Annotated in this window: 18 protein-coding genes and 4 tRNA genes; 11 read left to right on the top strand and 11 right to left on the bottom strand. The window is 67.9% G+C overall.

What is annotated here, in order from left to right:
* Positions 1-7: 7 nt before the first annotated feature.
* Positions 8-898, bottom strand: coding sequence for a pyridoxal 5'-phosphate synthase lyase subunit PdxS (pdxS, locus tag CGU35_RS06225; protein ID WP_100810703.1), 891 nt, complete (start codon positions 896-898; stop codon positions 8-10).
* 104 nt (positions 899-1,002) lie between these two features.
* On the opposite strand from pdxS, the gene CGU35_RS06220 reads away from it, so the two are divergent.
* On the top strand, positions 1,003-2,340 hold the full coding sequence (locus tag CGU35_RS06220) for an aminotransferase class I/II-fold pyridoxal phosphate-dependent enzyme (RefSeq protein WP_100810702.1): 1,338 nt from the start codon (positions 1,003-1,005) through the stop codon (positions 2,338-2,340).
* Positions 2,341-2,347: 7 nt separating this feature from the next.
* The gene (gene pdxY / locus CGU35_RS06215; RefSeq protein ID WP_100810701.1) at positions 2,348-3,199 is read left to right on the top strand and encodes a pyridoxal kinase PdxY; all 852 of its coding nucleotides are present in this window, start codon (positions 2,348-2,350) and stop codon (positions 3,197-3,199) included.
* Between the two features lie 52 nt (positions 3,200-3,251).
* Here pdxY and CGU35_RS06210 read toward each other — a convergent pair whose 3' ends face one another.
* The 3 genes from CGU35_RS06210 to CGU35_RS06200 form a co-directional block, all read right to left on the bottom strand.
* A complete protein-coding gene (locus tag CGU35_RS06210; protein ID WP_232711170.1) occupies positions 3,252-3,818 on the bottom strand; it encodes an HIT family protein in 567 nt (188 codons plus the stop codon).
* Positions 3,815-5,821, bottom strand: a complete 2,007-nt coding sequence (gene thrS, locus CGU35_RS06205; RefSeq protein WP_100810700.1) for a threonine--tRNA ligase — start codon at positions 5,819-5,821, stop codon at positions 3,815-3,817. Before thrS ends, CGU35_RS06210 begins: the two co-directional genes overlap by 4 nt.
* Positions 5,822-6,036: 215 nt before the next feature.
* On the bottom strand, positions 6,037-7,122 hold the full coding sequence (locus CGU35_RS06200; protein ID WP_100810699.1) for a hypothetical protein: 1,086 nt from the start codon (positions 7,120-7,122) through the stop codon (positions 6,037-6,039).
* A 202-nt stretch (positions 7,123-7,324) separates the two neighbouring features.
* On the opposite strand from CGU35_RS06200, the gene CGU35_RS06195 reads away from it, so the two are divergent.
* Positions 7,325-8,485, top strand: a complete 1,161-nt coding sequence (locus CGU35_RS06195) for an SLC13 family permease (protein ID WP_100810698.1) — start codon at positions 7,325-7,327, stop codon at positions 8,483-8,485.
* 413 nt (positions 8,486-8,898) lie between these two features.
* Here the strand turns inward: CGU35_RS06195 and CGU35_RS06190 are convergent.
* The 3 genes from CGU35_RS06190 to CGU35_RS06180 form a co-directional block, all read right to left on the bottom strand.
* Positions 8,899-8,970: transfer RNA gene (locus CGU35_RS06190), tRNA-Val, on the bottom strand.
* Between the two features lie 32 nt (positions 8,971-9,002).
* Positions 9,003-9,076: transfer RNA gene (locus CGU35_RS06185), tRNA-Cys, on the bottom strand.
* A 64-nt stretch (positions 9,077-9,140) separates the two neighbouring features.
* Positions 9,141-9,213: transfer RNA gene (locus tag CGU35_RS06180), tRNA-Gly, on the bottom strand.
* A 148-nt stretch (positions 9,214-9,361) separates the two neighbouring features.
* Between CGU35_RS06180 and CGU35_RS06175 the strand changes: the two genes are divergently transcribed.
* Positions 9,362-9,434, top strand: a tRNA-Val gene (locus CGU35_RS06175).
* A 61-nt stretch (positions 9,435-9,495) separates the two neighbouring features.
* Here CGU35_RS06175 and CGU35_RS06170 read toward each other — a convergent pair.
* The 3 genes from CGU35_RS06170 to zapE form a co-directional block, all read right to left on the bottom strand.
* Complete coding sequence (locus CGU35_RS06170) at positions 9,496-10,017, bottom strand: type II toxin-antitoxin system PemK/MazF family toxin (RefSeq protein ID WP_100810697.1); 522 nt, start codon at positions 10,015-10,017, stop codon at positions 9,496-9,498.
* 89 nt (positions 10,018-10,106) lie between these two features.
* Positions 10,107-11,375, bottom strand: a complete 1,269-nt coding sequence (locus CGU35_RS06165) for an ammonium transporter (protein WP_100810696.1) — start codon at positions 11,373-11,375, stop codon at positions 10,107-10,109.
* Between the two features lie 181 nt (positions 11,376-11,556).
* Positions 11,557-12,588 (bottom strand): cell division protein ZapE, encoded by a 1,032-nt coding sequence (zapE, locus tag CGU35_RS06160; protein ID WP_100811315.1) that lies wholly within the window; start codon positions 12,586-12,588, stop codon positions 11,557-11,559.
* 186 nt (positions 12,589-12,774) lie between these two features.
* Between zapE and CGU35_RS06155 the strand changes: the two genes are divergently transcribed.
* From CGU35_RS06155 to CGU35_RS06145, 3 genes are read left to right on the top strand one after another with little or no spacing between them, the layout of a single operon-like run.
* On the top strand, positions 12,775-13,680 hold the full coding sequence (locus tag CGU35_RS06155) for a sulfurtransferase (protein ID WP_100810695.1): 906 nt from the start codon (positions 12,775-12,777) through the stop codon (positions 13,678-13,680).
* A gap of 38 nt (positions 13,681-13,718) precedes the next feature.
* Positions 13,719-14,159 (top strand): SufE family protein, encoded by a 441-nt coding sequence (locus CGU35_RS06150; protein WP_232711169.1) that lies wholly within the window; start codon positions 13,719-13,721, stop codon positions 14,157-14,159.
* 2 nt (positions 14,160-14,161) lie between these two features.
* Positions 14,162-14,926, top strand: coding sequence for a dihydrofolate reductase family protein (locus tag CGU35_RS06145; protein ID WP_232711228.1), 765 nt, complete (start codon positions 14,162-14,164; stop codon positions 14,924-14,926).
* On the opposite strand, the gene CGU35_RS06140 is transcribed toward CGU35_RS06145, so the two are convergent.
* A complete protein-coding gene (locus tag CGU35_RS06140; RefSeq protein ID WP_100810693.1) occupies positions 14,898-16,112 on the bottom strand; it encodes an alpha/beta hydrolase family protein in 1,215 nt (404 codons plus the stop codon). The genes CGU35_RS06145 and CGU35_RS06140 overlap by 29 nt on opposite strands.
* Before the next feature lie 25 nt (positions 16,113-16,137).
* Here CGU35_RS06140 and CGU35_RS06135 point away from each other — a divergent pair, with 25 nt between their 5' ends.
* From CGU35_RS06135 to CGU35_RS06120, 4 genes are all read left to right on the top strand, one after another.
* Positions 16,138-16,761, top strand: coding sequence for a DUF3000 domain-containing protein (locus CGU35_RS06135; RefSeq protein WP_258034418.1), 624 nt, complete (start codon positions 16,138-16,140; stop codon positions 16,759-16,761).
* Between the two features lie 4 nt (positions 16,762-16,765).
* Positions 16,766-17,983 carry a ribonuclease D gene (locus tag CGU35_RS06130; RefSeq protein WP_374935765.1) on the top strand — a complete coding sequence of 406 codons (1,218 nt, stop codon included), beginning with the start codon at positions 16,766-16,768 and terminating at the stop codon, positions 17,981-17,983.
* Positions 17,984-18,055: 72 nt separating this feature from the next.
* Positions 18,056-19,261, top strand: coding sequence for a thiolase family protein (locus CGU35_RS06125; protein WP_100810692.1), 1,206 nt, complete (start codon positions 18,056-18,058; stop codon positions 19,259-19,261).
* A 5-nt stretch (positions 19,262-19,266) separates the two neighbouring features.
* Positions 19,267-21,408: a 3-hydroxyacyl-CoA dehydrogenase NAD-binding domain-containing protein gene (locus CGU35_RS06120; protein WP_100810691.1), complete on the top strand. Its 2,142-nt coding sequence runs from the start codon at positions 19,267-19,269 to the stop codon at positions 21,406-21,408.
* The last annotated feature ends 74 nt before the right edge of the window (positions 21,409-21,482 follow it).

Raw genomic sequence — 21,482 nt, 5'->3', positions numbered from 1 at the left:
GCGGCGACTACCAGCCGCGCTCGGCGAGACGGTGCGGTGCGGGCAGATCGGCGACGTTGATGCCGACCATGGCCTCGCCGAGCCCGCGCGAGACATCCGCGACGACCTGAGCGTCGTCGTAGAAGGTCGTGGCCTTGACGATCGCCGCGGCTCGCTCGGCCGGGTTGCCCGACTTGAAGATGCCCGAGCCGACGAACACGCCGTCCGCGCCGAGCTGCATCATCATGGCGGCGTCCGCGGGAGTCGCGACACCGCCGGCGACGAACAGGACGACCGGAAGCTTGCCGGTCTCGGCAACCTCGGCAACGAGGTCGTAGGGCGCCTGCAGTTCTTTGGCGGCGACGTAGAGTTCGTCCTTCGTCATCGAACGCAGACGATTGATCTCGCCCGAGATCGTCCGGATGTGCTTGGTGGCCTCGGAGACATCCCCCGTGCCCGCTTCGCCCTTCGAACGGATCATCGCGGCGCCCTCGGTGATGCGACGCAGCGCCTCGCCCAGGTTCGTCGCACCGCAGACGAACGGAACCGTGTAGCCCCACTTGTCGATGTGATTGACGTAATCGGCCGGTGAAAGAACCTCGGACTCGTCGATGTAGTCGACGCCGAGTTGCTGGAGCACCTGCGCCTCGACGAAGTGTCCGATGCGGGCCTTCGCCATGACGGGGATCGACACCGCGGCGATGATGCTGTCGATCATGTCGGGGTCGCTCATGCGCGAAACGCCCCCCTGGGCGCGGATGTCGGCCGGCACGCGCTCGAGGGCCATGACGGCGACGGCTCCCGCGTCTTCGGCGATCTTGGCCTGCTCGACGTTGACGACGTCCATGATGACGCCGCCCTTCAGCATCTCGGCGAGGCCGCGCTTGACGCGGGCCGTTCCGGTGGTGGCAGAGGTCACAGTCGGGGTCCTTTCGCGGTGCAGCCGGCCGGAGCGGGTGCCGGCCGGTTTGGCATAGGCCAAAAGATAGCATGAGGTTGATACGGTCGACGCGCGAGCAGAGGATGCAGGTGGCACAACGGATCAGTGGCGGCACGGCGGCGGAGATCGCCGACAGCGTTCGCGCCCTGCTCGAGCGCGCGGACCTCGCGCCGGGCGACCTCCTCCCGCCCGTGCGCACTCTCGCCGACGAGCTCGGCGTCAATCGCAATACGGTCATGGCGGCCTACCGGCAGCTGGCCGGCGCCGGTTTGGTCATCACGCGCGGGCGGGCGGGCACGCGCGTCGTCGAACGCTCCCCCGTCGCGCAGGAGGGCTTCGCCGAACGCGGCTCGTTGCGCGATGTGGGCACGGGCAACCCCGACCCGCGCTTCATCCCCGATCCGTCCGCCGCGCTGGCCGCGATGGCCGGGCGTCCGATCCTGTACGGCGAGCCCGTCATCGACCCCGGCCTCGCCGCGTGGGCCGAGGAGTGGATGCGCGCCGACCTCGGCGATCGTCCGCATCGGCTCACCGTCACGAGCGGCGCGGTCGACGCGGTCGAGCGGATCCTGGCGCAGGCGCTCACGCGCGATGACGCGGTGGCGCTCGAGGACCCGTGCTTTCTCGCCAGCATCCAGACGGTGCGCCTGGGCGGCTACCGCGCCGTGCCGGTGCCCGTAGACGACGAGGGGATGACCGTGGACGGCCTCCGCGCGGCGCTCGAGCAGGGCGTGCGGGCCGTCGTCTGCACGCCGCGCGCGCAGAATCCGACCGGCACGAGCCTGAGCGCCACGCGAGCGGAGCAGCTGCGCGCGGTGCTCGCCGAGCATCCGTACGTTCTGATCATCGAGGACGACCATTTCTCGCTGCTCTCGCGCGAGCCCTTCCACTCGCTCGTCGGGCCGGACCATCGACGGTTCGCGCTGGTCCGCTCGGTCTCGAAATTCCTCGGGCCGGACATGTGCCTGGCGATCGTCGCCTCCGACCCGCGCACCGCCGATCGTCTCGCGCTTCGGCTCAGTCCCGGCACCACGTGGGTCAGTCATCTGCTGCAGCGGCTCGTCCTGGCCCTCGTCACGGACGACGGGGCGCGCGAAACGGTCTCGGCCGCCGCCGCGCACTACGCGGAGCGCAACGCCGCGTTCGCCCGCCTGCTGCGCGACGTCGGTCTGACCTCCGTCGGCACGGACGGCCTGAACCTGTGGGTGCCGTTGCCGGTACCCGCGTCATCCGTCGCGGCGGGGATGCAGGAGCGCGGATGGCTCGTCCGCACGGGCGATGAGTTCGTGCTGGGCGATCCCGCTGCGGCCCGGCACCTGCGTCTCACCGTGCACGATCTGTCCGATACGGACGCCGAGAGGCTCGCCGCCGACCTCGACGAGACGGTCTGCGCGGCTTCACGCACCGACGGAATGCGATGATCGTTCGATGAAGGTGCTCTCCATCCAGTCCGCCGTCGCCTACGGTCATGTCGGCAACTCCGCCGCCGTCTTCCCGCTCCAGCGCATCGGCGTCGAGGTGCTTCCGGTCTACACGGTGAACTTCTCCAACCACACCGGGTACGGCGCGTGGCGCGGGCCCCTCATCTCTCCCGATGACGTGCGCGACGTGATTCTCGGCATCGAGGAGCGCGGCGTGCTGCCTCAGATCGACGTCGTCCTGTCGGGCTATCAGGGCGGCGAGGGCATCGGCGACGTGATCCTCGACGCCGTGGCGCGGGTGAAGGCCGCGAACCCCGCCGCGATCTACGCGTGCGATCCCGTGATGGGAAACGCGAAGTCCGGATGCTTCGTCGCCCCGGCGATCCCCATCCTCCTGCGCGACCGCGTCGTTCCCGCCGCGGACATCATCACCCCCAACCAGTTCGAACTGGGATTCCTCACCGGCACCGAGCCGAGCGACCTGGATTCGACGCTTACTTCCGTCGACGCGGCGCGTGCGATGGGTCCCTCGACCGTGCTCGTCACGAGCGTCGAGCGACCCGACCGACCCGAGGGCACGATCAAGATGCTGGCGGTCACGGACGACGGTGCCTGGATCGTGCGGACCCCGCGCATCCCCATGAAGGCCAACGGCTCGGGCGACGTCACCGCGGCACTCTTCACGGCCCACTTCACTCGCACGGGCGACGCCGCGGACGCACTCGCGCGAACGACCTCGAGCGTTTTCGACCTGCTCCAGCTCACGCACGACGCCGGAGAGCGCGAGCTGCAACTCGTCGAGGCCCAGGAGGCCTACGCGCACCCGCGGATGCAGTTCGAGGTCACCCGGGTGCGCTGAGTCCGCACGTTATCGCACGCGATGCGTGCGGCGCGGCGGTGGGAGCAGCGGCTCAGGACGCAGCGGGCCAGGCATCCGCGATGGCCCGGCGAACGTCGCCGAGCAACTGCGGAAGCGCTTTCGTGCGCGCGATGATCGGGAAGAAGTTCGCGTCGGTCGCCCAGCGCGGAACGATGTGCTGGTGCAGGTGCCCCTCGACCCCCGCGCCCGCGACCCGGCCCTGGTTCATGCCGATGTTGAAGCCGTCGCACTTCGAGACCTCGCGCAGCACCCGCATCGCGGTCTGTGTGAGCGCGGCGATCTCGTCGACCTCTTCGCGCGTCGCCTCGTCGTACAGGCCGACGTGACGGTACGGGCACACGAGCAGATGACCGGAGTTGTACGGGAACAGGTTGAGCAGAACGTAGGCGGTCTCGCCACGCGCGACGATCAACCCCTCTTGGTCGCTCATCTGCGGGGCGGCATCGAACGGGCAGTCCAGGCGCAGCGGCTCGGGACCCGCCTGGATGTAGGCCATCCGGTGCGGGGTCCAGAGACGCTGGAACTCGTCGGGAACCCCCGCGAGATCGGATGCCGCGATCAGGTCCGGGTCATCTGCGCCCGGGAAAGGATCCGTCACGCGAGGTCCTCGGCCGTCGACACCTGGGCGTGCGACGCGATGGCCGCGACGATCCGCTCGATCGCCTCGTCCACCGGCACACCGTTCGTCTGCGTGCCGTCGCGGAACCGGAACGAGACCGTTCCGCCGGCGCGGTCGGCCTCGCCGACGATCAGCTGCACCGGCACCTTGGCGGTCGTGTGCGTGCGGATCTTCTTCTGCATCCGATCGTCGGAGTTGTCGACCTCGGCGCGGACCTCGCGTTCGCGCAGACGCGCGATCACGTCCTCCAAGTACGGCGCATAGTCCTCGGCGACGGGGATCCCGACGACCTGAACGGGCGAGAGCCACATCGGGAACGCGCCGGCGTAGTGCTCGAGCAGGATGGCGAAGAAACGCTCGATCGACCCGAACAACGCCCGGTGGATCATGATCGGCCGGTGCTTCTCACCGTCCGGCCCGGTGTACTCCAAGTCGAAGCGGTCGGGCAGGTTGGGGTCGACCTGGACGGTCGACAGTTGCCAGGTGCGGCCGATCGCATCCTTCGTCTTCAGGTCGATCTTCGGGCCGTAGAACGCCGCCTCGCCCGGGACCTCGGTCAGTTTGAGCCCGCTCGCCAACGCCACGTTTCGCAGGGCGTTCGTGGAGTAGTCCCAGAATTCCTGGGTGCCGATCCACTTCGAGCTCTCGTCGTCGCGCATCGACAGCTCGAGCTCGAAGTCGTCGAGGCCGAAGTCGCGCAGCATCGAGATGACGAACTCGAGCACGCGGGTGGCCTCGGACTCGAGCTGCTCGGGGGTGACGAACAGGTGCGAGTCGTCCTGGGTGAATCCGCGCACGCGGGTCAGGCCGTGGAGGGCGCCCGAGAGCTCGTTGCGGTAGACGGTGCCGTTCTCGGCCAGGCGCATCGGTAGGTCACGATAGCTGCGCGCACGCTCCTTGTAGATCAGGATGTGCATCGGGCAGTTCATGGGCTTCAGGTAGTAGTCGGTGCCCTGCTTGGTCACCACACCCTCGGCATCGCGCTCCTCGTCCATGCGGATGGGCGGGTACATGCCCTCGCGATAGGTCACCAAGTGGTTCGACTGGAGGAAGAGGTCTTCTTTGGAGATGTGCGGGGTGTACACGTAGGTGTAGCCGCCCGCGATGTGGCGGCGGCGCGCATGCTGTTCCATCTCGCCACGGATGATGCCACCCTTCGGATGCCACACCGACAGACCCGAGCCGATCTCGTCCGGGAACGAGAACAGGTCGAGCTCTTTGCCGAGCTTTCGGTGGTCGCGCTTCGCGGCCTCGGCCAGGCGCTCCTGGTAGGCGCGCAGCTCGTCCTTCGTCGGCCACGCGGTGCCGTAGATGCGCTGCAGCTGCGGGTTCTTCTCACTGCCACGCCAGTAGGCGGCGGCGATGCGGGTCAGCTCCCACCCGTTGCCGAGCATGCGGGTTCCGGGCACGTGCGGGCCGCGGCAGAGGTCCTTCCAGACCGTTACGCCGTCGCGATCGACGTTGTCGTAGATCGTCAGCTCTCCGGCCCCGACCTCGACGCTCGCGCCGTCGGCGGCATTCGACGCGCTCTTCAGATCGATCAGCTCGAGCTTGAACGGCTCGGATGCGAGTTCTGCCCGAGCCTCGTCATCCGTCACCACACGACGCACGAAGCGCTGGCCTTCGCGGACGATGCGCTGCATCTCTTTCGTGATGGCCTTGATCTTCTCGGGCGTGAACGGTTCTGCAACACCGAAGTCGTAGTAGAAGCCGTCCTCGATCGGCGGACCGATGCCGAGGTTCGCCTGCGGGTCGATGCGCTGGACGGCCTGTGCCAGCACGTGGGCGGTGGAGTGTCGCAGGATCGACAGGCCCTCCGGGCTGTCGATCGTGACGGGCTCGATCGCATCCGTCTCGGATACCTGCGTCGCGAGATCCTTCAGCTCACCGTTGACGCGAAGCGCCACCACGGAGCGGTCGGGGAACAGCGCGAAGCCGTCGGCGGGATAGGACACGTCGGGCGATGGGGCGACGTCGGTCACGGGAACTCTCCAGGTGGCTCGGATTTCAGGCTACTCAGCTTCGGGCGCACCGCGCCCCGCCCGCTCAGGCGTTCCGCGTTCGCCCGTCGAGATGCACGCGAACGCAGGCAGCGGCGTGGAAATCCATGGCCCGATTCTAACCGGGGCGGACAGACGCCGGTCCGCGGAGGCATCCTCCCGCGAACCGGCGCCCCGTCATCCGAACTCGGCGTCGCTCAGCGGAACATCATCTTCTCGTACAGCGTCCGCCCCGTGACGTGGTCCTTCAGGTCGACCAGATCGATCTTCAGGTCGAGATCGGCGTTGAAGTCGTAGTACATCGGATGTGAGCCTGCGTGCAGCAGCGCCGACAGACCGTGGCGGGGAGTGGACATGTCGAGCGATTCGATGAGTGTCGGGTTCGTGACGGTCATCGCGATGCTGCCGCGATCGGTCTGCCACGTCCATTCGAGCCGCTCGGGGTACGACTGGTGTCCCGGGCCGCGGACATCCCCGCTCGTCACCAGGCGCAGCGGCAGCAGGTCGTCCGTGATCACGGTCTCGCCCTTGGCCAGGAAGAAGGTCGGGATGTTCATCTCGCCGAGCCCGAGCAGGCCCTTGGTCGTCATCCGCACGTAGACGATCGTGTAGTCGCCGACGTGGGCACGGCCCCAGAACCAATGGTCGAGGAACGACCCCATCAGGTGATTACCCCAGTTGTGATCGTGATACGCGCTGCCCGACGTCTCGGTCGTCGTGCCGCCCTCGGTGATCCGCGCGGTGACCGTGCCGTAAGGCACCGGCACGACCCACGCGAGGTAGTGGGTGCGCTTCGAGTCGAAGTAGGTGATACCGGCACCCGGACGCCAGGACGGTGCGGCGCGCGTGATCGTGACGTCGGCGACCAGGTCGTCGGCCTCGATATGCAGCTCGTAGGTATCGAGATCTCCCGTCACCGTGCTGTTGCCGATCCGCACATCGCAGCGATCCTTCGACGCGCTGAACTGGTCGGCCGGGAACGTCGGGGTCAGGTGGCGGCGCGTGCCATCCGGGAGCTGACGGATCACGAGCAGCGTCGGCGTGAGAGGACCGGATGGGTCTGTGTGGGGCTTGTTCGAGAAGGTCACGACGAGAGTGGACCCGTCGTCGAGCTGGCAGTCGAAGTACCACCACTCGAACGTGCTGTCGGCCGCGTCGGCGGCGCGGTAGCCGTCCTCCCAGACCGCGACGGTGTCGCCCAGGCCGAGCGCGGCGAGGTTCTCTTTCTGGGACACCGCGAGGCTGTCGCGGAAGGCGTCGGTGTCGGGAAGGTCATGGGCCATGGTCATCCTCTCGTCGGGTCCACGTCTGACCCTCGGGGGACAGCCGGGGTCCCGAGGCGACGTGGCGAGTGTCACGCGATCCGCGGCGTTGTGCAGTGGATCGGGGAGCGTGAACGACCACAAGCTATCGCCCGCCCGCGCGCGGGGGAGACACGACACGGCGCGTGGTCGCCAACATCGGGTGACATCTCGGGGCCGCAAGATGGACCATGTGAAACTCGCGATCATGGGCGCCGTCCTGCTCGCGGCGGGTGCCCTCGCGATCGTCACCGGGGTGCTGCCCGCGGGCGACGCGTTCGAGATCTTCGACCGTGTCTGGCCGATCCTGCTGTTCGTCGTGGCCGTCACAGTCGTTGCGGAGCTGGCGTCGATTGCGGGCGTCTTCGACATCGCGGCATCCGTCCTCGCGCGGCTCGGACGGGGCAGAACCTGGGCGCTCTGGTTTCTCGTCGTCGCGCTCGCCGCAGCGGCGACGGCCTTCCTCTCCCTCGACACGACGGCGGTCCTGCTGACGCCGGTCGTGATCTCGGTCGCTCGAGCGCGACGCCTCGACCCCTTGCCGTTCGCCTTCACGACCGTGTGGCTGGCGAACACCGCGTCGCTCGTGCTGCCGGTCTCGAACCTCACGAACCTGCTCGCGGCGCATCGCCTCGGCGATCTCGGCACCCCCGCCTTCGTGGCACTGCTCGGGCCGTCCGCGCTCGTCGCGATCGTGGCATCCGTCGTGCTGCTGGGGCTCTTCTTCCGCGGCGGGCTCGCTGGGCGCTACGGCACCGCTCCCCCGCCACGCGTGCACGATCGGTCACTGCTCATCGCCGCCGGGATGGTCGTCGCGGTTCTGCTTCCGCTGCTCGTCTCGGGATTGGAGCCGTGGGTTCCGGCGGTAGGCGCAGCCGTCGTGCTCGGCGCCGTCTTCCTCTGGCGCTCGCCGCGAACGCTGCGCGTCGGCCTCGTTCCGTGGCAGCTCGTGGTGTTCGCGTCGGGCCTGTTCTTGACGGTCGGCTCCGTCGAGGCCCTCGGGTCGGGCGCGATCGTCACGGCGCTCACGGGAACGGGCGACGATCTGTTCTCGTTATGGCAGGTCGCGGGCATCGGGATGCTGGGGGCCAACGTCACCAACAACCTGCCCGCGTATCTCGCCCTCGAGTCAGCTGCCGGATCACCCGTTCGTCTCGCCGCGCTGCTCATCGGAGTGAACGCGGGGCCCCTGATCACTCCCTGGGCCTCACTCGCGACGCTGCTCTGGCACCAGCGGCTGCACGCACTCGGCGTGGACGTTCCCTGGCGCCGCTACGTGCTGCTCGGCCTCGTGGGCGCGCCCGTGATCGTGGGGCTGGCAGTCATCCCGTTGACGCTCCGATGACGATCACGGCGCGGCCCGGCGAGCTGAGGTGGTCAGGCGAGATCGGGTCGGACCGCGCCAAAACTTCCCCGCGGCTCCGCGTCCTGCTCGATGGGGTCCGCAGTTGTTTCCGCCGTCGCTTCCCTGTTCCCCGGGTCCGTTTGGTGGGGTGCGGTCGGCTCGGGTGCTGATTCGCGCTTGTTCGGATCTGTCATTTCGGGCTCGTTCGGATCTGTCATGTTGTCAGCCGATCAGAAGCCGCACCGAAAGTCAGGGGCCTTGACACGGTCCGCACGCGTGCTCGGGATTCGCCTCGCGCCAGCGAACGGTCGCGAACGGCTTCATCCGCGCCACGGATCGAGCGACATGTGACAGTTCGAGGACAAGCAACACCCCGAATGCAGAAAACCCCCGGAATTCCGGGGGTTTCTCTGTGCGCGATACTGGGATCGAACCAGTGACCTCTTCCGTGTCAGGGAAGCGCGCTACCGCTGCGCCAATCGCGCCCACAAGGGGATTCAGTTGTGAATGGAGTGCTTGGAGGTGGCGACGGGATTCGAACCCGTGTAAACGGCTTTGCAGGCCGGTGCCTAGCCGCTCGGCCACGCCACCGTGTGGTTTGACCCCACGTGCCGTACGCTCCCCTGGATTTCTCCGGGACAGAACACTGCACTCGAGCGGATGACGAGACTCGAACTCGCGACCCCAACCTTGGCAAGGTTGTGCGCTACCAACTGCGCTACATCCGCGTGGGCCCCATCGTGCGGGGCGCCTCAATGACTTTAGCTGATCGTCGACGCCTCGACAAACCAGACCGGCTACACGCGTGTCGCGGCGGCACGTTCGGTCGGGCGCACCGCGATCCGGTATCATCGTGAACCGGCCCCAAGAGTCCTGGGGCGATTGGCGCAGTTGGTAGCGCGCTTCCTTCACACGGAAGAGGTCGTCGGTTCGAGTCCGGCATCGCCCACGTCAAGCCCCCGATGAACTCGGGGGCTCTTTCGTTTGCCAGCACGCCCAGACCCGACGAACTACTGCGGCACCGTCCAGCCGTAACGCACGCGCAAGACGCCCGCGACCTTCGCGAAGCGCGCACGATCGAGCGCCGCGGCCTCGCGCCGCATTCCGTCCATGTGCACCGCGTACACCTTGCCCAGATCGAGCCACGACGGTCGCCCGCGCGCATCCCACGGTCCCGGCCCCAGCGCCAAGTAGCTCGCGTCACCGTCGCGCGGTGTGCCGGTCAGCCGAAGCGCGTAGAACCAGTCCCCCGCTGCCCGCGCGATGACGAGCACGGGCCGATCCTTGCCCCGCCCGTCGTTCTCGACGTACGGCACCCAGGTCCAGACGATCTCTCCCGCGTCGGGCGCGCCATCCGAATCCGGCGCATATTCCAGCACGAGCGTGCGGGGTGGCACGACTGCCCGTGTCGCGAACGCTCCTGCGCTCCCGGGGATCGCGTCTGGCGCCCCCACGCGGCCCGAGCCACTCCGCCCTGCCGGACGGTGAAAGAGACGCCTCAGCGCGCCCAGGATGCCTCTGCGCTCCGCCATCCGGGAACTCTACCGACACCGGGCACGCCGAAGGGGCGCCGCGATCGCTCGCGACGCCCCTCCGAATCGTGCTGTGTCAGACCGGAATGTCAGGCCCTGGTGTCGGCGAGGACGTAGCCCTCTTCGCCGTGAACGATCGTGTCGACGCCCGCGATCTCGTCTTCGTTCTTGATCCGGAAGCCCATGGTCTTCTGGATCGCGAAGCCGATGATGTACGCGAGAACGAACGAGTAGATCATGACCGAGAACGCGGCGATCGCCTGAACCAGCAGCTGCGTCGCATCGCCCGTGAAGAACAGGCCCGTGCTCGTGGCGAAGAAGCCGATGTACAGCGTTCCGATGAGACCACCGACGAGGTGGATACCCACGACGTCGAGCGAGTCGTCGAAGCCGAGCTTGTACTTCAGCTCCACCGCGAGGGCGCAGACGGCACCGGCGATGACACCGAGCAGGATTGCCCAGATCGGGTCGACCGCGGCGCAGGCGGGGGTGATGGCGACGAGACCAGCGACGGCACCGGAGGCGGCACCGACCGACGTCGGCTTGCCGTCCTTGATCTTCTCGACGATCAGCCACGCGAGCAATGCGGCGGCGGGAGCAGCGATCGTGTTGACGAACGCGAGCGCAGCGGTTCCGTCAGCGGCCAGTTCCGAACCGGCGTTGAAGCCGAACCATCCGAACCACAGCAGCCCCGCGCCCAGGAGGACGAACGGCGGGTTGTGGGGGACGTGAACGCCCTTCTGGAAGCCGACACGCTTGCCGAGCACCAGGGCGAGGGCCAGAGCCGCCGCACCAGCGTTGATGTGGACAGCAGTTCCACCGGCGAAGTCGATCGCGCCGACTCCGAACCAGGTCTGCATGCCGTAGGTGATCCAGCCGCCATAAGCGAAGCTTCCATCGTCGGCCAGGCCGAAGTTGAAGACCCAGCTCGCGACCGGGAAGTAGACGACCGTCGCCCAGATTGCGGCGAAGACCATCCATGCTCCGAACTTCGCGCGATCCGCGATGGCTCCGGAGACGAGTGCGACCGTGATGATGGCGAACGTGGCCTGGAAGGCGACGAATGCCAGCGGCGGGTACGCGGCGCCCTCAGGCGTCTCGAGGAGGCTGTCGAGGCCGATAGCCGACCAGTCGATGGCCCACGGGGCCACGATGCCCTCTGCACCGGGGAATGCCACGGCGTAGCCGTAGACCACCCACAGCACGCCAATAAGTCCCATAGCGCCGAAGCTGAGCATCATCATGCTGATGACGCTCTTGGCCTTGACCAGACCGCCATAGAAGAATGCAAGTCCGGGCGTCATCAGCAGGACGAGTGCCGCTGCTATGAGGATGAATGCGGTGTTGCCTTGATCCATCTCGAAGTGAACCTCTCTGCAGGGACGCAGTTGTAGCGTCGGGTGTCCCCAGTCTGGACAGAGATGGTTACGGCCGCGGTGGGATCGATGTTTCGCGCAGGTTACGCAACGCGCTCCCCGGTAAACATCGCGTTTCGCAGATCTTCCAGAAAACGGTGAATCGCCCTCCAGGGGCCCGTCTTTATGCCGCTGTGGAGGCGATGAGGCGCGAAACGGCCCTCAGATACTTCTTGCGGTACCCACCGGCGAGCATTTCGTCCGGGAACACCGTGTCGAGAGAGGCGCCCGTGGCCCGGATCGGCACCTGCGCGTCGTACACCCGGTCGATGAAAGCCACGAAGCGCAGCGCGGCCGATTGATCGGTGAGCGGCGCGACGTTTCGCAGGCCGACGACGTCGACGTTCTCGATGAGGCGGATGTACCGCGACGGGTGCACGCGAGCGAGATGCGCGACCAGCGCCTCGAAGTCGTCATCCGACACCACGCCGCTGCGCGAAGCATCCGCTATCGCCGCTTCGTACGCGGCATCGGCCAGCACCTCGGCGTGCCCGTCGAGCTTGCGCTGACGGTAGTCGACGCCGTCGATGCGGATCGTCTGAAAGCTCGCGGCCATGGCGTGGATCTCACGCAGGAAGTCCTGCGCCGCGAACCGACCCTCACCGAGCGCATTGGGCGGGGTGTTGCTCGTCGCGGCGAGTTTGGTGCCGGATGCCACGAGCTCTCCGAGCAGCCGCGTCATGACCATGGTGTCACCCGGGTCGTCCAGCTCGAACTCGTCGATGCAGAGCAGGTCCGCACCCCGGAACAGCTCGACCGTGTTCTTGTAGCCCATGGCCCCGACGAGTGCTGTGTACTCGATGAACGACCCGAAGTACTTCCGCCGCGCGCGCATGCCGTGATAGATCGCCGCGAGAAGGTGCGTCTTTCCGACACCGAACCCGCCATCGAGATAGACGCCGGGCTTGACCTCGGGCAGCTTCTTCGCCCGCGAGAACAGGCCCCCGCGCTTCGGTGCTTCGGACAGCCCCGAGAATGCGATGAGGGTGTCTTTGGCCTCTTGCTGCGACGGATAGTCCGGATCGACGCGGTACGTCTCGAACGTCGCCCGATCGAACTGCGGCGGCGGGACGAGGTGCGAAACCATCTCGGCGCCCGTCAGCGCGGGTTCGCGGTCGGCCAGGTGAACGATGCCCGTGGCGGTCGAAGCAGACATCCGGTCCTTGGTGTGTGTCAGAAGCGGCACGGCAGCATGCGTCGTGTCACATACCGACGAGGAGCATCCACGCCCCCGCCAGCCGATCTAGGGTTCTTGGAGACGGTTTCCACCCTATCCCCGCCGCGGCGGCCATCCGCCCCGCGACGATAGTGGTGCCCGTCCCCGAGACAGAGGAGACATGAGATGACTGCCGAGACCGACACGTCGAACCCGAAGTTCCAGGCGTACGCCAACCCCGGACGCCTCGTGACGGGTGACTGGCTCGAGCACCGCCTCGGGCAGCCGGGACTCGTCGTCGTGGAGTCGGACGAAGACGTGCTCCTGTACGAAACGGGTCACATCCCGGGAGCGGTCAAAGTCGACTGGCACACCGAGCTGAACGATCCGGTGGTGCGCGATTACCTCGATGGCGCCGGTTTCGCCGAGCTGCTCAGCCGCAAGGGCATCAACCGAGACGACACGATCGTGATCTACGGCGACAAGAACAACTGGTGGGCCGCCTACGCGCTCTGGGTGTTCTCGCTGTTCGGCCACGAAGACGTGCGTCTGCTCGACGGCGGTCGCGATCGGTGGATCGCCGAGGGCCGGCCCATGACGACGGATGCCCCTGCCATCACGCCGACCGACTATCCGGTCGTCGAGCGCGACGACTCGACGCTGCGCGCTTACAAGGACGATGTCCTCGCGCACCTCGGCAACCCGCTCATCGACGTCCGCTCGCCGGAGGAGTACTCGGGTGAGCGCACCTCGGCCCCCGCGTACCCCGAAGAGGGCGCGCTGCGCGCCGGACACATCCCGTCGGCGCAGAGCGTCCCGTGGGCGAAGGCCGTGGCAGAGGATGGCACGTTCCGCTCCCGCGCCGAACTCGAGGACGTCTACCTCGCCGGCGCCGGTCTGACGCCCGGCGACGAGGTCGTCGCGTACTGCCGCATCGGCGAGCGGTCGAGTCACACGTGGTTCGTCCTCAAGCACCTGCTCGGCTTCGAGAACGTGCGCAACTACGACGGTTCGTGGACCGAATGGGGCAGCGCGGTGCGCGTCCCGATCGCCACCGGCGCCGAGCCCGGAGAGGTTCCCGCGCGGCGCTGACCGGCCGCCCACGGCACACACCGTGGCAGACTTTCGGGGTGAGCGACGACAACCTTCCCGAGACCCTCGCCGAGATCCGCGAGGACTTTCTCGGGCTGCCCGAACCCGAGCGGCTCCAACTGCTGCTGGAGTTCTCGAACGAGCTCCCGGCGGTGCCCGAGAAGTACGACGGGCACCCCGAGCTCGCCGAGCGGGTCGCCGAATGCCAGTCGCCGGTCTACATCATTCTCGACATCGAGGACGACGGACTCGTGGCCATGCACGCGACGGCGCCGCAGGAGGCCCCGACGACACGCGGCTTCGCGAGCATCCTGGTGCAGGGAATCTCGGGGCTCACTCCCGAGCAGGTGCTCGCGATTCCGGATGACTACCCCCAGAGCATCGGGCTGACCCGGGCCGTGTCGCCGCTTCGCATCGCCGGGATGACGGGCATGCTGATCCGCGCGAAGCGCCAGGTCCGCGCGAAGCTCGCGGCGTGAACATGACCGAGACGCTGAACATGCCCGAGGGCGTGCCCCCATCCGAGAACGCGCTGGTCACCGAGCTCGTCCCTCGGACGCTCGCGGAAGCGGATGTCTCGACCGCCGATGGCCGCGCGTGGCTCGAGGCCGTCTACTCCCCCGAACCCGCCAACCGCGTGCGTCTGAACATGATCACGAGCCTCACGGGGTCGGCCGTCGGCTCCGATGGGACGAGCGAGACCCTCACCAGCCCTGTCGACCGCGCGATCCTCGGGATCATCCGGGGCGCCGCCGACGTCGTCCTGGTCGGTGCGTCCACCGTGCGCGCCGAGGGATACCTCGCGCCGCGCACCGCCGCGCTCGCCATCGTGACGACGACGGGACGCCTGGACGGGCACCGTCTCGGTGCCGAGGATGGCCGCGCGGGACGCATCCTGCTCGTCTGCCCCGCGGGCCGGAAGTCGGCGGTCGTGGCCGAACGTGACGCGCAGGGCGTCGACGCCGAGGTGATCGCGGTACCGGGCGACGCCGACCTCGATCCGAGCGCGATTCTGGACGCCCTGGGCACGCACGGGCTCGAGCGGGTCGTCTGCGAGGGCGGACCGACGCTTGCGTCGCGCTTCGTCGACGCGCGAGCGATCGACGAACTGTGCGTGACCGTGGCGCCCGTCGTCGGCCCGGCACCGAGCCCGTTCCTCCGCATCGAGAGCGGTGCCCAGGCATCCGTGCACGGGATGCTCGTGGACGGCGCCGGGTTCAGCTACCTGCGCCTGCGGCGGACCTGACGTCCAGAGCCTCGACCCACTCGGTGATGGCGCGCGTCCACCTGTCCTGGTCGTAGTTCCACAGCTTGGTGTGACGGGCCGTATCGAACACCTCGAGGGTGACGAGGTCCGGTCGCGCGAGCGCGAGCGCGTGAGACCCGCCCGACGGCACGAAGCCGTCCTCATCGCTGTGCAGGAGGAGGATCGGATGCCTGAGCTCGTCCGCCCTGCTGACGATGTCGAGACGATCCAGCGGAATGCGCTCGCTGGGGCCGCGCACGGGTCCGCCCCAATCGGAGGAGAGCGCGCTGATCGCGAAGCTGATCACGGGCTTCGGCACGTGCAGCAGACCGGCCTGGTAGCGCAGGACCTCCGGCCAGTCGATCGCGGGCGATTCGAGGATGAGCCCCACGATCTTCTCGCGGTGGGCCGAGTTCAGATCGAGCTGCAGCGCGATCTGGCCGCCCATCGACCATCCCATGAGGATGATCTCGCGCGCGCCCCGCCGGAGGGCGAAGGCCACAGCGGCGTCGACATCCCGCCACTCCGTCGCCCCGAGCGTGTAGGTGCCCTGCTTGCTGCGGGGCGCTTCTCCATCGTTGCGGTACGACACCGCGAGCGAGGTGTACCCGAGGTCGCGGAAGACCGGCACCGCGCGGAGCGCCTCGGACCGGGCCGAACCGCGTCCGTGGATCTGGATGACCCAGCGGTCCGTATCGCCTGGCGCGGGGAAGAGCCACGCCGGGCACGGTCCGATGGACGTGCCGATGACCTCGTTCGTGAACGGAACCTGGAGCTGCTCGGGACGATCGAAATACCACCCGCTGAAGGCGGCCTCGGCGTCCAGCTTCGCGTCCACGTCGATGTGGGTGAGCAGCTTGCGGGTGACCGCCGTGTCGGACTGCGCGAGAACCGTGCCCAGCTTGAGGTAGCTCTCGGTTCCCGAGGTGAACAGACCGTACCGCCCGGGCAGAGAGGTGTCGTCCGTTCGCGACAGGGTGATCGTCTGCGCCGCCGTGTCGAGCGAGAGGATTCGCGTGTCCGCGACGCGTGCCGCTGGCGTCACGACCCGACGAGCCAGGCGACTGGCGACGAAGGCGGATGCGACGCCCAGCGTGACGAGTGAACCCGTCAGAATCGCCGATACGATCCGCAGGGCCACTGCTAGGCGTCCGTTCGCGCGCGCGGCGCGCCTGGGGGTGATCATCGAGGCCCCACTCTAGTCTGTCGACGTGATCGCCGATCCCCCCGACCCCGGCGCTCCGCCCCTCTCGCCGCTCTTCGAACGTGCTGTGGCTGATGTGCGCGGAACGCTGTTCCGTGACGACCTGACGGTGCGTGAGATCCCCGCACCACAGGGCCTCGCGCCCGAGGCGATCGCCCTGTCCGGCGACGTGCGTCAGCAGGATCACGATGCCGACTCCCCCTACGGCACGGGTCGGCTCATCCTGCTGCACGATCCCACCGAGCCGCCCGCCTGGCGCGGACCGCTGCGCATCGTCTGCTTCGCGCAGGCCCCCCTCGAGACCGACATCGGCGTCGATCCGATGCTCGCGGACGTCACCTGGTCGTGGCTCGTGGATGCCCTCGACTCGCGCCACGCGCGCTACACGGCCGCATCCGGCACCGCGACGAAGATCCTCTCCAAGGGATTCGGCGGACTCGAGGATGAAGGGGACGGCGCACAGATCGAGCTACGTGCATCCTGGTCGCCCGAACCCGGCGACCTCACCGCGCACATCGAGGCGTGGGCTGAGCTACTCTGCATGCTTGCGGGCCTGCCTCCGGGCTCAGAAAACATCGAACTTCTCGCGGCGCACCGATTTCTCGCGAACGACAGGGGGTCACGTGACTGAACACGTGAGTGCCAGTACCTCGACGACCGCCGTTCATCGCGTGATCGACACGCCAGAGGGCCTTGCCGAGGCATCCGCGCTGCTCGCGCAGGGTCACGGTCCCGTCGCCGTCGACGTCGAGCGGGCGTCGGGCTTCCGCTACTCCCAGCGCGCCTACCTGATCCAGGTGTTCCGCCGGGATGGCGGGCTGCACCTGATCGATCCGCCGGCGGTCGGCGATCTCTCGTCCCTGCAGGATGCGATCGGTTCCGAGGAGTGGGTCCTGCACGCCGCGAGCCAGGACCTGCCGTCGCTGCGCGAGGCCGAGCTCCTACCGCCCCGCATCTTCGACACCGAGCTCGCGTCACGGCTGCTCGGGCGCGAGCGCGTCGGGCTCGGCGCCGTCGTCGAGGACGTGCTCGGTATCACCCTCGCCAAGGCGCACTCCGCGGCCGATTGGTCGACCCGGCCATTGCCGGACTCCTGGCTCGAGTATGCCGCCCTCGATGTGCTGCACCTGATCGATGTGCGTGACGCCCTCGTCGACGAACTCGCCGAACAGGGCAAGACCCGCATCGCAGAGGAAGAGTTCCAGGCCGTCCTGGATCGTCCCGCCCGACCTCCGCGCGAGGACCCCTGGCGTCGCCTCAGCGGCCTCCACACGGTTCGCGGGCGCCGTTCGCTCGCCGTGGCACGCGAACTCTGGCAGGCCCGCGAGGAGTATGCGCAAGAAGTCGACACGTCGCCCGGCCGGCTGCTGCCCGATCGAGCGATCGTCGCCGCTGTCATCGCGGATCCGGCCAGCAAGTCCGCTTTGGCTGCGCTGAAGGACTTCACCGGTCGCGCGAGCCGCAGCCAGCTGGACCGGTGGTGGGCGGCTTTCGAACGGGGACGCGCCGAAACCGTTCTGCCTGTCGAGCGCGTTCCCGGCGAAGGGCCTCCTCCCCCGCGCGCCTGGGCGGATCGCAACCCCGAGGCCGACGCTCGTCTCAAGGCCGCGCGAGTCGCGGTCGACGCGATCGCGACCGAGCTCGGCATGCCCGTCGAGAACCTGCTGACCCCCGATCTGCTACGTCGTGTCGCGTGGACTCCGCCCGACGTCGCCGACGCCGAGAGCATCGGTTCCGCACTGAGCGCGCTCGGAGCACGAGCCTGGCAAGTTGAAGAGACCGCACAGGCTATCGCCGATGCCTTTGTCGCTGCGGCACAACCGCCCGTCGAGGCACCGGAAGTCCCTTCGTAGATTCGGGCCAACCGATTCGGGTCGCTCGAGGCACATTCGTAGGCTGAGGAAAACCCCAAATCTGGAGGCAGTGTGGCCGTGAATTCGGACGTCTATTTCGTCGATGGTGTGCGTACCCCGTTCGGACGTGCCGGCGAAAAGGGCATGTACTGGAATACCCGCGCCGACGACCTCATCGTCAAGGCGATGATCGGTCTGATGGAGCGCAACCCCGGGGTGCCGGGCGAGCGGATCGATGACGTCGCGATCGCGGCGACGACGCAGCAGGGCGATCAGGGCCTGACCCTCGGGCGCTCGGCGGCGATCCTCGCGGGTCTGCCGCTATCCGTTCCCGGCTTCGCGATCGACCGCATGTGTGCCGGTGCGATGACGAGCGTCACGACCCTGGCCGGCTCGATCGGCATCGGGATGTATGACCTCGCGATCGCGGGCGGCGTCGAGCACATGGGTCGGCACCCCCTCGGCATCGGGGCCGACCCGAACCCACGCTTCCTCACCGAGCGCCTCGTTTCGGCGGACGCCCTCAACATGGGTGTCACCGCCGAACGCATCCACGACCGGTTCCCGCACCTCACCAAGGAGCGGGCGGACCGCTTCGGGATGCTGAGCCAGCACAAGGTGCAAGCGGCGTACGACGCGGGTCTGATCCAGCCCGACCTCGTCCCCGTCGCTATCAAGGACGCCGACGGCGCCTGGGGGCTCGCCACGGAAGACGAGGGACGCCGTCCCGAGACCACGATGGAGGGACTCGCGGCTCTCAAGACGCCCTTCCGCCCCCACGGCCGCGTGACGGCGGGAACGTCGTCGCCCCTGACGGATGGCGCCACGGTCAGCCTCCTCGCCGGCGGCGCCGCCGCGAAAGAACTCGGGCTCGAACCGAAGATGAAGCTCGTATCGTTCGCTTTCGCGGGTGTGCAGCCCGAGATCATGGGCATCGGTCCGGTGCCCTCGACCGAGAAGGCCCTCAAGAAGGCCGGGCTCACGATCGACGACATCGGTCTGTTCGAGCTCAACGAGGCCTTCGCCATTCAGGTGCTGTCGCTGCTCGATCATTTCGGCGTCGCCGATGACGACCCCCGGGTCAACCCGTGGGGCGGCGCGATCGCGGTCGGACACCCGCTCGCCGCATCCGGCGTCCGCCTGATGATCCAGCTGGCGGCACAGTTCAAGACCCGTCCGGACGTGCGCTACGGGCTGACGGCCATGTGCGTGGGACTCGGCCAGGGTGGCTCCGTCATCTGGGAGAACCCCTACTTCGACGGCAAGAAGCGGAAGTGACCGGAATGACCGACTACGACTCCATCGACTTCTCCCCGCTCGAGGCGCTGAGTGCCGACGAGGTCGTCACGCACTCGGTCGTGCGCGACGTGCGCCTCGCGAGCGGCAAGGTGCTCGCGCTGATCACACTCGACAACGGTCGCGATCACACCCGGCCGAACACGCTCGGGCCCGCCACCCTGGCAGAGCTCGACAAGACGCTCAACCTCCTCGCGCAGCGCGCCGCGGCGGGCGAGATCCAGGCGGTCGGGATCACCGGCAAGTCCTACATCCTCGCCGCCGGCGCGGACCTCTCCGAGGTCTCCAAGCTGCCGTCCCGCGAGATCGCCCTGCTGATCGCCCAGCGCGGCCACCAGACGCTCGGACGCCTGTCCGAACTCGGGGTGCCGAGCTTCGCGTTCGTCAACGGGCTCGCCCTCGGTGGCGGGCTCGAGATCGCCCTGAACTCGACGTACCGCACGGTCGACGCCTCCGCGGCGGCCATCGCGCTGCCCGAGGTGTTCCTCGGCCTGATCCCCGGATGGGGAGGCGCGTACCTGCTGCCGAACCTGATCGGCATCGAGAACGCCCTCGAGGTCGTCATCTCGAACCCGCTCAAGCAGAACCGGATGCTCAAGCCCCAGCAGGCGTTCGATCTCGGCATCATGGATGCGATCTTCCCGGCCTCGACCTACCTCGAGAGCTCGCTGCGGTGGGCCGATGGCGTGCTGTCGGGTTCCGTCAAGGTCGCGCGCAAGAACCAGCCCGGCAAGATGGAGCGGCTCACGAAGTGGCCCATCGCCGTCAAGGTCGCTCGCAACATGCTCGAGAGCCGGATCGGCACGGTGCCCCGCTCCCCCTACGTCGCGCTCGACCTGCTCGATAAGGCGAAGTCCGGCACGAAGGCTGAAGGCTTCGCACGCGAGGACGAGGCGCTCGCCGATCTGATCGCCGGCGACCAGTTCGCTGCCTCGATGTACGCGTTCGATCTGGTGCAGAAGCGGGCGAAGCGTCCGGTCGGTGCGCCCGACAAGGCGCTCGCCAAGCCCGTCACCAAGGTCGGCATCATCGGCGCCGGTCTGATGGCCAGCCAGTTCGCGCTGTTGTTCGTCCGCAAACTCCAGGTCCCCGTTCTGATCACCGACCTCGACCAGTCTCGTGTCGACAAGGGCGTGGCGCACATCCACGACGAGATCAGCAAGCTCGAGGCGAAGGGTCGCCTCGACGGCGACGCGGCGAACAAGCTGCGCAATCTCGTCCGAGGCACGACCGACAAGACCGAGTACGCGGACTGCGACTTCGTCATCGAGGCCGTGTTCGAAGAGGTCGGCGTGAAGCAGCAGGTGTTCGCAGAGATCGAGGCCGTCGTCGCAGACGACGCGATCCTGGCAACCAACACCTCGTCGCTGTCGGTGGCCGAGATCGGGTCGAAGCTGAAGCATCCGGAGCGTCTGGTCGGGTTCCACTTCTTCAACCCGGTCGCGGTCATGCCACTCATCGAGATCGTGCGAACCGAGGCGACCACGGATGCCGCGCTCTCGACCGCCTTCGTCGTCGCGAAGGGGCTCGGCAAGAACGCCGTCCTGACGGCCGACGCGCCGGGCTTCGTCGTCAACCGACTGCTCGCGAAGGTCATGGGCGAGGCCGCGCGCGCGGTCTACGAGGGAACTCCGATCCTCACGGTCGAGAAGGCCTTCGCGCCCCTCGGTCTGCCGATGTCGCCGTTCCAGCTGATCGACCTGGTCGGATGGAAGGTCGCGGCACACGTGCAGGACACCATGGCGGCCGCGTTCCCGGACCGCTATTTCGCCTCCGAGAACTTCCACCAGCTCGCCGAGCTGCCGGAGGTCGTCGAGAAGGACAAGAACGGAAAGGTCACCGGCTGGACGAAGGCCGCCCAGAAGGTGCTCGCCACGGGATCCACCCCCGTGTCGGAGGACGAGATCCTGAATCGGGTGCAGACGGGCCTCGCGCAGGAGATGAAGATCATGCTCGACGAGGGCGTGGTGCCCGAGGTCGAAGACATCGACCTGTGCCTGATCCTCGGGGCCGCGTGGCCGTTCATCGACGGCGGAGCATCGCCCTATCTCGATCGAGTGGGCGCATCCGAGAGCGCGTTCGGTGCGACGTTCCACCAGCCGCCCATCCGCGGCATCGCCTCGCGCTGAGCGCGGAGCATCTCGTCTCGACCAGAGGACAACAGCGCGAGGAGAGGACCGAATTGTTGAATCGGTCCTCTCCT

It is taken from the genome of Microbacterium sp. BR1 (assembly GCF_002812725.1).
GTDB lineage: Bacteria > Actinomycetota > Actinomycetes > Actinomycetales > Microbacteriaceae > Microbacterium.
Note: the sequence above shows the minus strand (reverse complement) of the source record. Positions and strands in the feature narration are given on the sequence as shown.